A 13,540-nucleotide genomic window follows, 5' to 3' on the forward strand; every position below is an offset into this window, starting at 1 on the left:
CATCGTTGGGTTGGGATCAGACGCTCAAGGATGTTTCTTACCATAATAGTAGGGGATGAAAAAAATGGGGAGAATGTTACAAGAAGTAAGTGAATGGATTGTTAGGTTAGTTTGGACGAATATTCTTTGGTTTGTATTTATCGTGGCTGGACTAGGTGTTTTTGGTATTATGCCAGCTACTGTTGCTTTATTTGCTGTGACACGAAAGTGGAAGATGAAAGAGCTAGACGTTTCCATATTGAAGATATATAAAGAAACCTTTAAAAAAGAGTTTGTCCGTTCAAATTGTATTGGGCTAATTTATGCGGCGATTGGCTTTTTTTTATATGTCGATTTAAGAATTGCTGAAAACATGGAAGGAACGTTTTCTGTTATTCTTTATGTTTTTATTAGTTTTATCATTCTTTTATATCTGAATACTATTATTCACTTTTTCCCTGTCTATGTACATTATCATTACTCAATAAAGGAGTACATCAAACAATCCTTTATTATTTCACTTATTAGTCCTTTTTCCACATTATTGATTGGTATTGGTTTGTTTTTTATTGGCTATTTAATTACAAATATGCTGGGACTTCTACCATTTATTTCAGGTGTACTGCCTGCCTATTGGATTATGAATGTTTGTATAAATAGATTTAATACTCTAGAACGGCAGCAATCACAAGTAAATAAACAAATGAAGTTCAAGGAAAGCGTAAATTAATATACGAATGGGGGATTTATATGTTTTTAGTAGAAAGAAAGCTAGAAGCAAGAATACAAGAATTGGCGCAGTTCCGTTATCGAGATGGCATGGAGATTGGTCAGTTTCGTACAATTGAGGATGAAGGTAAAGTAGGTACATATCCACCTATTGAAAAGGGGGACTCAACTTTACAACTAAGAGACCAATGGACGGGTCGAGACCGGTATCTTTGGCTAAGTGCAGATGTTCAACTTCCGGCAGAATGGACGGGTCGAAAAGTAGTTGGTTTATTTGACTTTGGACGTACTGGCGGAGGAAACAATTCTGGATTCGAATCATTATTATTCTTAAATGGAAATCCATACCAAGGTGTTGATTCTAACCATCAGGAAGTATTTTTCCCACCAACCGAAATAGGAAGCACTGTTCAATTAGATTTCAGACTTTGGTCTGGGCTTGAAGGCGGTGGAGAGCCAAAGGAGCAAACTTACACACTTGAGGTGGCCAAAGTGGCGTGGTTAGACGAGGCTTGCGATGATTTATACTATACATCTTTAGCAGCGTGGCAAACAATTAAAGAACTTAGTGATGACCGACCAGAAAAGCATGCAATTGTAACAGCATTAAATCAAGCTTTTAGGCAAATCAATTGGAGTAAACCGGGTGATGACGTATTTTATAGTAGTTGTGAGATTGCTAGTGAGGAATTGAATAAAAGTCTTAACGAAATCGAAAAACATCATCCTGTAACCATTCATTGTGTTGGACATACACATATTGATGTTGCTTGGCTATGGCGCTTAAAACATACACGTGAAAAGGCTGCTCGATCTTTTTCTACTGTTTTAAGATTAATGGAACAATATCCTGAATATTTATTCCTACAAACACAGCCGCAGTTATATGAATATATTAAAGAAGACTATCCAGAAATCTATGAATCGATTAAGAAACGTGTAAAGGAAGGCCGTTGGGAAACTGAAGGTGGAATGTGGTTAGAAGCAGATTGTAATATTCCTAGTGGGGAATCACTAGTAAGGCAAATTTTGTACGGAAAAGAATTTTTCAAGAGGGAATTTGATGTAGATTGCCAATATTTATGGCTACCAGATGTATTTGGCTATAGCTGGGCACTTCCACAAATCTTGAAAAAATCAGGAATCGATACATTTATGACTACAAAAATTAGCTGGAATCAGTACAATCGCATGCCAAATGATACGTTCCAATGGCGTGGAATTGATGGGACTGAAATCCTCACTCATTTTGTAACCACTCCAGAACCTTGGAATTCGGATGATTCATGGTTTTATACATACAATGGGCTGATTACAGCAAAGACTGTAAACGGTGCATGGAATTCATACCGAAATAAAGATGTTAACCAAGATTTACTGCTTTCTTATGGCTATGGTGATGGTGGTGGTGGAGTCAATCGAGAGATGATTGAGCTTCGTCGCAGGTTCGAAAATATGCCAGGATTACCAAAGGTACAAACGACAAAAGCTGGAGATTTCTTCCGGAAATTACACGAAAATATTGAAAATACAAATGAATATGTCCACACTTGGGATGGAGAATTGTACCTTGAATATCACAGAGGAACCTATACAAGTCAAGCATATACAAAACGAATGAATCGAAAACTCGAGTTGAGTTATAGAGAATCAGAATGGTTGTCTGTATGGAACTCTCTATTATCTTCATGGGTGAAATATCCGAAGCAACAGCTTGATGAAGGATGGAAGATTATTTTACGAAATCAATTCCATGATATTATTCCTGGTTCATCCATTAAGGAAGTATATGAAGATGCAGCAGTGGAGTATAAACAAGCAGAAGATATCCAACTTGAAATTGATCAAAATAATTTCAATGAGTTTATTGAACCTAAGTACGAAACGTATACAGTCTTCAATGCAACTAATTGGCAAGATGCACAAAATGTATTCATCCCATACGATCAAACGAATGATGTAGCTGGAGGATGGATTTCAGGTTCAGGTGAAAATCTAAATTGTCAACGAACTGAAACTGGTTGGTTAGTAGAATTAGATAAAACTAAACAATTTGGTGCAGTAGAAATCCAAGTCAAACAAGATCCTATGCTAGAAAATAATACACCATTTGTTATTAATGAAAAGTCGCTAGAAACACCTTTTTATCTAGTTGAATGGAATGACTCCCTTCAATTGACGCGTCTATTTGATAAGGAAGCTAATCGTGAAGTACTAGCACAACAGGAAAAGGGGAATATTCTTCAGATTTTTGAAGATAAACCATTGGCACACGATGCCTGGGATATTGATTTGTATTACCAAGAAAAAATGGAGGAAATCCGTGAAGTAGTATCTAGTGAAGTTGTTGAAAACGGTCCGCTTCGTATAGTCATTCGGACGAAATGGAAGTATCAAAGTTCTTTGGTTGAACAAGATATGATTTTCTATGCTCAAAATAGACGTATTGATTATAAAACAAAAGTGGATTGGCATGAGCAACGTAAGTTAATGAAAGTAGCATTCCCAGTTGATATTCGTTCAATCGAAGCAACGTATGATATACAATTTGGTAATGTGAAGAGACCGACACATTGGAATACGAGCTGGGATATGGCGCGCTTCGAAACAGTTGGACACCAATGGGCAGACCTGTCTGAAACTGGATACGGAGTGAGTTTGTTAAATGATTGCAAATATGGGTATGACATTAAAGACCAAACGATTCGCTTATCCTTGTTAAAAGCTGCAATTTACCCTGACCCAACTGCAGATCAAGGAGAACACGAGTTTACGTATTCATTGCTACCTCATCAAGGAGATTGGCGAGTTGGGCAAACAGTCAAGCAAGCTTGGTTTTTAAATAATCCATTGAAGGTAGTAAAGGGTGGATTTTTACCAGAAGAAAGCTCATTTATGAATCTAACTAACGAGCATGTTAAGGTCGATGCGATTAAGAAAAAAGAAGATGAGGACGCAGTCATTATTCGCTTACATGAGTATGAAGGGCAACGGGGAAATGTCTTGATCGAATTCCCGAGAAACGTTAAAAAATGGTATGAAACAAATTTGATGGAACAGGCTGATAGCAAGGAACAAACTCAAAGTATTGATTTTGAAATAAAACCATATGAAATTAAAACTATACTAGTCTATTTTTCTTGATGAAATAAGATCATACATGATAAATAATTTATCCAGCTGTTGGAAAAGTGGAATTAATTCACTTTTCCAACAGAAAATATAGTAGAATAGTAGTTGGGTAAGTAAGTTTGCATGGGAGGATCTAAGGAATGTTCTTGAGTAAAATGAAGAAGCGGCTAACGAATAAGGTGTTTAGCAAGATATTAATCACTTATTCCGCAACAATCCTTCTTACGATGTTTCTATTACTACTTGTATTATCACGCTATTATACAGAAGTTATTATTCAGAAAGAAATGGACGCAAGTACACGAACACTAGAACGGGTGGAATCGTATCTCCAACGAAAAAATGAGTATACACAAAATGTTATGCAAGACTTATATTTAAAAACAGATCTGATTTTTAATGATATTGCCTTTGCGTTGCAACATGATTATGATACATATCTATCGTATCGACTAGATAAATACAGTGAGAACTCTTCATTTGTTCCGAATAATCTTAATACATTTTTCCAAGCATATTTTAGCCAAGATCCTGATATCAATGCAGTGAGTTTAAAAAGTGCAAGCCCTGGTACAGAGTATCTATATATTTATAACCACTATAGGTGGAATAAAGATATGGCTAAGAAAGAAAATTTGGAAGGCAAAAGCATTCATCCTGAAGACTTACAACTGCAGAATGTTGAGTGGGAGCAAGAACGAAGTATCTTCAATAATATTCAAATATCTCGTTCTATTAATGATCCCGCTACCCTTAAGAAATTAGGAGATCTTACAGTTTTTTATGATACATCAGGAATTCAAGATATGATTCGATTACGGAAATCCCAATTTAAAGGAAAAGTCTATATATTTCAACGTGATGGGGATTATCTATACTCGTCAGACAATAGTAATATTCCAGAACCATTGAAAGATTTATCATTTAGAACGAGCTTTAAGAAAATAAAGTGGGATGGAAAAAATTATTATATTAATACTTTAGCTGATGAACAGATGGGTTACTTGTATGTAGGGTTCATCCCTGAGAATGATATGAAGAAAGTAACAATTGTACATAGGTATATGTTATTATCTACATTTATACTCTCCGGTATAGCAATTGCTGTAACCTATTTTGCCATGAGATCTTATTCTAGAAGAATTAATAAAATAGAAAAGGCCATTCACGAAGTTCGAAATGGAAACTTACAAATTAGAATCCCAGATAGTAGAGAAAAAGACGAGTTAACAACCATATCAGAAAGTTTCAATGATATGTTAGATGATTTAAACATGTATATTAAGGACGTATATGTTTTAAATATTCGCCAGAGAGAGGCTGAAATGGAAGCGCTTCAGTCAAAGATACAACCACATTTTTTATATAATACATTAGAAGCTATTCGCATGAAAGCCATAGCTGACGGATCTAAACCAGCTAGTAATATGATTTATAGCTTAGGGCAATTATTTCGTTATTCTTTAAGTAGTAGGGAAATCGTTCAAATTTCTGATGAAATCCAACATGTTAAGGAGTATATAGGTCTAAATCAGATTAGATATCCTAATCGTATAAACGTAACCTACGAGATTCCAGAAACTTGTTTAGACGAAAAAATGCTCAAATTTACCCTTCAGCCACTTATTGAAAATTATTTGATTCATGGCTTTCGAAAAGAAACAATACATAATGAATTACGAATAAAAGTTCAAAGAATTCATTGGGATATTGAAATTATAATAGAAGACAATGGGAAAGGTATTTCTCAAGATAAATTATTGGCCATACATACAAAATTATTAGCAGGAACTACCACTTCTGAGGGTTCAATAGGATTAAGTAATGTTCATCAAAGAATACGATTAAAATATGGACAAGACTATGGCATTCAAATTAGTAGTATTGAAGGAGAAGGAACGATTGTAGAAGTTAGAATTCCAGCAGCTAGGAGTGAATAATTGCAACATGTATAATGTCTTTTTAGTAGATGATGAACCATTTATTATTGAAGGTATGAAAGCCTTGGTACCTTGGGAAGATTATGGACTTAAAGTCGTTGGTGATGCTTCTAACGGAAGTGAAGCTCTAAAAAAGTTAGAAACATGTCATGTTGATCTATTATTAACTGATATCATGATGCCCTTAATGGACGGATTAGAATTAATTAGTATATTGAAAGAACGTCAACCTCATACCAAATTTATCGTTTTATCTGGATACGAAGAATTTGAATATGTGAAAAAGGGAATGAAGCTAGGAATCGAAAATTACCTTTTGAAGCCAGTCAATGAACAAGAACTCATTTCAACATTGGAAAATAGTGTAGAGAAACTTGAAAAGTCTACAAATAATGAAGAGGCATACACGATTTTAAGAGATAATACGATTTGGCGATGTCTTAATCAAGACATCGATGCTAAAGAATGGCGGGAAAGAGTAGACTTATATAATTTGAAGTTTGGTGGTCATAAGCTAGCTATTGTTTTAATGCAAGTATCAGATGAGATTGAGCATGGTAACATATCCTTTTTTAGAAAAAGGGTAGAGGAACTATTTCAGTCTGTCTGTATTATTAATCCAGATGGCGAACTTATCCTTTTAGTTTCGTCTACATGTGAAAAGGAACTTAAGAAAAAACTAGATGAATTGAACGAGCTATTTGCTGGATATGTTGCTTGTAAGTATCATATTAGTGTTGGATCATTTGTTTGCTCCACAAGTGAATTGTATAAGAGCTATCAACGTGCAAAAGAGTTATCTAGCTTTCGATTAGTACTCAAAGAAAGTGGACTGATAACAGATGAATCAATCATGCAGTATACCCAAGCAAGCTTTTCTACTTCGTATGAACTGGATGATCTAAAGAGATCTATTGTCGGATTAGAACAAGAAAAAGCGTTTTTGTGGATCAAAGGTGCCTTTGCTGTAATTAATAAATCTACTAAAAAGGTTGCTCCTACTATTATTAGAGGATTCGCTATCGATATAGTTACGTCCATCCAAAAAGATGTATCGTCACATACAAATGATCAAACAGTAGGTATTGTAAAGCGTATCTTAGAGGCCTATTCAATGGAACTTTTAGTTGACATTCTTATTGATTTTATTGAAGGGATTTTTAGAACATTAGAGCAAAAAACACAGCATGGAAGTCCTATTATTCAAAGCGTAGTGCAATATATTCAAGAACATTTTCATGAAGAACTTTCTTTGAAAACTTTAAGCTATAAATTCCATATAAACTCCATTTATTTAGGCCAACTTTTCCAGAAAGAAACTGGCTTAGTATTTTCTGAGTATATGAACCATTTAAGACTGGAAAAAGCTAAGCAATTGTTAAGAGGCACACATTTAAAAGCTGGAATAATTGGAAAACAAGTGGGTTATTCAGATTCTGCGTATTTTTATAAACAGTTTAAGAAGGTGGTGGGGATTACTCCGTCAGCTTGGAGAACGATGAATATCCAGTCATGATATCCCGTTATTCGGGATTTTTTCTGTTGTAGAGGGCCATATCTCGGCCCAAAAGAATCAACGAATATTAAAAGTGGTGGATGAACTACCGAATGTTTAATAAGTACAGTAAATCTTAATATTGTTAACTATATACATTTTTGACTTTTCTTTATTATAAAGATGTAAAGGTTTTCATTACAAGAGAGGAGGGGCTTCGTGAATCGTATCAAGAGTTTTTTCCAAGATGTTTATAAAAATCGTGTGTGGCTTCTCATGGTATTACCAGGAACGATTTGGCTATTGTTATTTGCATATCTTCCGATGTTTGGAACGGTCATTGCTTTTAAAAACTTTCATTATGATCCGAATGGTTTTTTTGCAAGTATCCAAAATAGTGAGTGGGTTGGTTTTGAAAACTTCGCGTTTTTATTTAATACAAATGACGCCTGGATCATTACAAGAAATACGATACTATACAATTTAGTATTTATCGTATTAGGGCTTATCTTAGCAGTGTTTGTAGCAATTGTTTTAAGTGAACTCGCAAATAAGAAGCTGTCTAAAATATACCAAACAGGAATGCTGTTTCCACACTTTTTATCATGGATTGTTGTTAGTTATTTCGTATTCACGTTTCTAAGCGTGGATAGAGGTCTTCTTAATAATATACTCGGTTGGTTCGGAGTAGACGACCCTATTTCGTGGTATAACGAAGCAAAATATTGGCCATTCATTATCGTTCTAACAAGCATGTGGAAGGGTATTGGATACGGCAGCATTGTTTATCTAGCTGCCATAGTTGGGATTGATAAAAACTATTATGAAGCTGCTATGATTGATGGTGCAAATAAGTGGCAGCAAATCCGTAATATTACAATCCCGATGATAACACCGCTTATTGTTATTTTAACCATTTTAAACGTTGGTAGAATTTTCAGCGCAGACTTTGGTCTGTTTTACCAAGTGCCTCGTGATTCCGGTACGTTATATTCAGTAACGAATGTAATTGATACGTATGTATACCGAGGGTTAACGACAATGGGTGACATTAGTATGAGTACTGCTGCTGGTCTTTACCAATCACTTGTAGGTTTTGCATTAGTCATGCTGACAAATTATCTAGCTCAGAAGGTTGATAAAGAATATGCTCTATTTTAAAAAATCGAGAGAGAAAGGAGGGTGGCCGCAATTTTGTGGCAAAATACAATGAAAATCAATCAAAATAGCTCCCCGCCTACTCCGTTACATAAAGGGAATGTGCAAAATCAACTGAATCAACCGAACAAAAAAAGTAAGCGTAAGAAAAAGTACACAGTACATGGACTAAGTGGGTTTCCTAATCTTTTGATGAATATATTGTTAGGATCATTTGCTTTAATGTGCATCTTTCCATTTCTATATGTAATCATCATCTCTTTAACGGATGAGAAAACCTTAGCGCGAAATGGTTATCAGATTTTACCTGAAATTTGGAGTTTTGAAGCATACCGATACTTGTGGCAAATGAAGGATCAATTGCTTCAATCTTACACGATTACGATAGTCGTAACAGTGCTTGGTACGGTCTTCAGTGTAGCTATGATTGCATTATTTGCCTATGCTATTTCTAGAAAGCAATTCAAATACCGCGGTTTCTTCACTTTTATTGCATTCTTTACAATGCTCTTTAGTGGAGGACTAATTCCTTTCTATATCGTAGCAACACAGTTTTTACATTTACGAAACTCTATTTGGGCTTTGATCTTACCACTTGCAATGAACGCATTCTACATTTTAATCATGAGAACCTTTTTCCAAAGGTCTGTACCTGAATCCATATTGGAATCTGCTCGGATTGATGGAGCAAGTGAATTACGAATTTTTGCCAAAATTGTTGTTCCACTTTCGTTACCAGGTCTTGCAACCATTGCCCTTTTTAGCACATTGGGTTACTGGAATGATTGGTTTAATGCCCTGTTGTTTATTGATGAACCGAACTTGGTTCCACTTCAGTCTATGCTGATGAAAATTGAAAACAACATAGAATTTTTAAGACAAAATTCATTAGCAGGTGGAGCGCAAAATGATTTATTAAGCGCAATCCCTCAAGATGCTGCAAAAATGGCAATGGTTGTTATTTCCACTTTGCCAATAGCGATTGCCTATCCATTTTTCCAAAAATATTTTGTTAGTGGATTGACAATCGGTGGCGTTAAGGAATAAATACTTTTTGAAATAGATAATTAAAAGGGAGGAATTACCATTAATAAGAAATTTGCTTTTATGATCGTACTATTATTCAGTTTAACGACCTTGTTAGCTGCATGTGGTGGAGGTAAATCAGCTAATACGAGTGGAAGCGGTAAAGCCGATAAAAATAAACCGTATGAAATTATGTGGTACACGATTGGTACACCCCAAAAAGATGTTGATAAAGTAATGGAAGAAGTAAATAAATACACAAAAGAGAAAATTAACGCAACCGTTAAATTGAAACAAATCGACTGGGGTGATTATGATCAAAAAATGCAATTGATGATTTCTTCAGGTGAATCATTTGATATTGCCTATACCGGTGGTGGAAACTATGTGTTAAATGCACAAAAAGGAGCATTTAAAGACCTAAATGAACTTCTTGATACACATGGAAAAGAATTAAAAGCAACACTTGATCCAGCGTTCATAGAAGGAGCTAAAATTGATGGAAAGCTTTATGGTATTCCTTCTAACAAAGAAGTTGGACAGCAAAGTGTGTACGTTTTTAATAAGAATTTAGTCGATAAATACAAAATGGATATTTCAAGCATTAGCTCGTTAGAAGATTTAGAACCGTTATTAAAAACAGTTAAAGAGAATGAGCCAGATTTTACACCGCTTGCCACTTTTAAACCGTATTTACCATTTGATTATATATTAGAAGATGAACTGCCATTTGCGATTCCTTTAGAAGGAAATAAAAATAAGGTAGTTAATATCTTTGAATCAGATATTATGATGGAAACGTTAAAAACAATGCACAAATTCTATAAAGCTGGTTATATAAAAGCCGATGCTGCAACAAGTACAGATCCATGGCCGTTAGAAGTACAAAACTGGTTCTTACGTAAAGAAATGTACCAGCCATATGCGGAACTAATATGGTCTCGTTCAGCAGGTTATGATGTAGCAGTTCAACCAATGCATGATCCGATTACATTTAACAACTCTGTAACAGGAGCTATCCAAGCTATCTCAGCAACTTCAAAAAATCCAGAGAAAGCTATGGAGTTCTTAAATCTATTAAATACAGATCCATATCTTCGTAACTTAATTGATCGTGGTATTGAAGGTGTGCATTACGAAGAGGATGCTAATGGTAAAATTAACGATCTTCCAGCTCGTGTTGAAAGCTATAACATGCCAACGTACTCTCTAGGAAACCATTTCATTCTTAAGTTATATGAAAATGATCCTGAAGATAAATGGGAAGCGTTCAAAAAATTCAATGATGCTTCTGTAGAAGCACCAACCTTAGGTTTCTATTTTGATACGAATCCTGTTCGTACAGAAATCGCTGCAATTTCAAACGTTGCAAGTGAATTTGCACCTGCTCTATTAACTGGTAGTGTTGACCCTGAGGTATATCTACCAAAAGCTAATAAGAAGTTTAAAGATGCAGGATTAGATAAAGTACTTAAAGAAATTCAAAAACAATATGATGAGTGGAAGAAAAATAATTAAAAGATTCCGTACAAATAACAAAGGGGACAAAGTCGGAAGCTTTATTTTCCGACTTGCTTTCTTTTAATGGAAGGCAGGTTATTAAAATGAGTACAGATGTAGAAAAGAATAAATACATGTTTCCGAAAGACTTTTGGTGGGGATCTGCATCATCTGCAACACAGATGGAAGGATTTTCAGGAGCAGAGGGAAAAGGAAAGAATATATGGGATTACTGGTATGAAACAGAGCCGAATCGTTTTTATCAGGGAATCGGACCTAATAACACTTCACTATTTTATACGAAATTTATTGACGATATTCAGCTCATGAAAGAAACGGGACATAAAAGCTTTCGCTTTTCTATTTCATGGTCCCGTATGTTTCCAATGGGTCGTGGAGACATAAATCAGAAGGCGATTGATTTTTATAACACTGTTATTGACACTTTACTAGAAAATGAGATTGAGCCTTTTGTGAATCTCTATCATTTTGACATGCCAATGGCTATGCAAGATGAGGGTGGTTGGGAAAGTCGCTCTGTAGTTGAGGCGTATGTGGAATATGCATCTACTTGTTTTGATCATTTTGGAGATCGTGTAATGAAATGGTTCACACATAATGAGCCAATCGTACCTGTAGAATGCGGTTATTTATATGGACATCATTATCCAGCACTTTGTGATTTTGAAAAGGCTGTTCAAGTTGGATTCCATTCTGTGTTAGCCTCGGCAAAAGCAATTAAGGTATACCATGATAAAGAGCTTGGAGGGAAAATTGGAATTATATTGAACGTTACTCCCTCCTATCCAAGGAGCAATCACCCTGCTGACTTAGATGCTGCAGAAAAAGCTGATTTGCTATTTAACCGTTCTTTTCTAGATCCATCAGTCAAAGGCACGTTTCCGGAAAAGTTAATTGACATGTTACGGGTAGAAAACTTTTTACCTAAGTATGAAGCAGAAGATTTGGACATAATCCGTGAAAATACCGTTGACCTATTAGGGATTAATTACTATCAACCGCGAAGAGTTAAGGCGAAGGAAAATATGCCAAATCCGAATGCTCCATTTATGCCAGAGCGGTACTTTGATAATTATGATATGCCAGGGAAAAAGTTGAACCCATACAGAGGCTGGGAGATTTATGAAAAGGGTATTTACGATATTTTAAAAAACATTCAAGAAAACTATGGAAATATTGAATGCTTCATTTCGGAAAACGGTATGGGAGTAGAATCAGAAGAACGCTTTAAGGATGCGAATGGAATGATTCAGGATGATTACCGAATTACCTTTTATGAGGATCATTTAAAGTGGGTACATAAAGCATTAAACGAAGGTGCAAATGTAAAAGGATTTCATGTATGGACCTTTACGGATAATTGGTCTTGGCTAAACAGCTATAAAAATCGGTATGGTTTAATATCAGTCGACTTACAGAATGACTATAAGCGAACAATTAAGAAAAGTGGTAAATGGTTCAAGAAGTTAGTGGATAACAATGGGTTTTGAAATGAGGAGTATGTTATGAAAACGTATCTAGTCTATGACGTTGGTGGAACATCAGTAAAATATTCAGTTATGGATGAACATGCTAATGTTTTAGAGAGCTCTTCAAGCCCCACGCCTCCACAAGGTGACGGACAAATATATAAATTTATCATTGATACGACGAAAAAGTATAAAAATAAATGGGATCTTAGCGGAGTTGCATTAAGTGTACCAGCTGCAGTTGATGTAAAGACCGGTTATGTTCATTATGCTGGTCAAGTAACTGATTTTATCGGAAGAAGTCTTAAGGAAGAACTAGTTGATATAGGCTTACCTATTGAGCTAGAGAATGATGCAAATTGTGCAACTTTAGCCGAAAAGTGGAAAGGGAATGCGCAAGAATGTAATAGTTTCATATGTATGACAATAGGAACTGGCATAGGTGGAGGAATATTCCTAGACGGAAAATTGAGACGTGGAAGAATGGGGATGGCTGGAGAAGTTGGACTCATGATCATGAGTCCAACCCAATCATTAGATACTCTGGTTGAAACGAGTACGTTTAGTAGATTAGGATCCACTTGGAATTTACTAAATCGAGTATGTCTTAAAACAGGCGAAAAGCTGACCGGTGAAGAATTAATCGATCGCTATAATAAAAAAGACCATAGTGTACAAGAAGAAGTAGAAGCATTTTTTGATGCAATAGCAATAGGAACGGCTAATTTAATCCATACATTGGCACCTGAAAAGGTTTTGTATGGGGGCGGAATCAGTGAACAATCAGGATTCACAAATCATATCAACAAGCGTCTAAAGAAAATTCGTCCGGAAATCGTTGAAATTACTGAGATTGATGTATGTAAATTTAGAAATCTTGCAGGGCAAGTTGGTGCCTTATATAATTTTCTGAATATTCAGTAAAATGATGTGAAACAATGAAAGTTTCTATAGGAATCATCTATTACTTTATATAGTGATAGGTTTATAGATCGGTAGAATTTTATATAAGAAAGATCATTCGTGCACACATGAACTTACATTTTTTACCAAAAATGTATGAAATTATATTTAAAACAATTAGATAATGA

Annotated in this window: 9 protein-coding genes; all 9 read left to right on the plus strand. The window is 35.2% G+C overall.

Annotated features, from left to right (window positions below; genetic code table 11):
- Window positions 1–64: 64 nt before the first annotated feature.
- The 9 genes from ACIQZI_RS05400 (at window position 65) to ACIQZI_RS05440 (ending at window position 13,373) form a co-directional block, all read left to right on the plus strand.
- Window positions 65–709 carry a YesL family protein gene (locus ACIQZI_RS05400; RefSeq protein ID WP_403070264.1) on the plus strand — a complete coding sequence of 215 codons (645 nt, stop codon included), beginning with the start codon at window positions 65–67 and terminating at the stop codon, window positions 707–709.
- Between the two features lie 20 nt (window positions 710–729).
- Complete coding sequence (locus ACIQZI_RS05405) at window positions 730–3,852, plus strand: alpha-mannosidase (RefSeq protein ID WP_403070267.1); 3,123 nt, start codon at window positions 730–732, stop codon at window positions 3,850–3,852.
- Between the two features lie 128 nt (window positions 3,853–3,980).
- A complete protein-coding gene (locus tag ACIQZI_RS05410) occupies window positions 3,981–5,780 on the plus strand; it encodes a sensor histidine kinase (protein WP_403070270.1) in 1,800 nt (599 codons plus the stop codon).
- A 7-nt stretch (window positions 5,781–5,787) separates the two neighbouring features.
- Entirely contained in the window at window positions 5,788–7,296 is a 1,509-nt protein-coding gene (locus ACIQZI_RS05415) for a response regulator (protein ID WP_403070273.1), read from the plus strand.
- Window positions 7,297–7,551: 255 nt separating this feature from the next.
- Entirely contained in the window at window positions 7,552–8,436 is an 885-nt protein-coding gene (locus ACIQZI_RS05420) for an ABC transporter permease (RefSeq protein WP_062183078.1), read from the plus strand.
- Between the two features lie 189 nt (window positions 8,437–8,625).
- Complete coding sequence (locus tag ACIQZI_RS05425; RefSeq protein ID WP_253722539.1) at window positions 8,626–9,480, plus strand: carbohydrate ABC transporter permease; 855 nt, start codon at window positions 8,626–8,628, stop codon at window positions 9,478–9,480.
- Window positions 9,481–9,519: 39 nt separating this feature from the next.
- A complete protein-coding gene (locus ACIQZI_RS05430) occupies window positions 9,520–10,977 on the plus strand; it encodes an ABC transporter substrate-binding protein (RefSeq protein WP_062178230.1) in 1,458 nt (485 codons plus the stop codon).
- 86 nt (window positions 10,978–11,063) lie between these two features.
- Window positions 11,064–12,470, plus strand: coding sequence for a glycoside hydrolase family 1 protein (locus tag ACIQZI_RS05435; protein WP_403070276.1), 1,407 nt, complete (start codon window positions 11,064–11,066; stop codon window positions 12,468–12,470).
- A gap of 15 nt (window positions 12,471–12,485) precedes the next feature.
- Complete coding sequence (locus ACIQZI_RS05440; RefSeq protein WP_403070279.1) at window positions 12,486–13,373, plus strand: ROK family protein; 888 nt, start codon at window positions 12,486–12,488, stop codon at window positions 13,371–13,373.
- Window positions 13,374–13,540 lie beyond the last annotated feature (167 nt).

It is taken from the genome of Peribacillus sp. NPDC096379 (assembly GCF_044762875.1).
In the GTDB taxonomy this organism is placed as follows: Bacteria; Bacillota; Bacilli; order Bacillales; family DSM-1321; genus Peribacillus.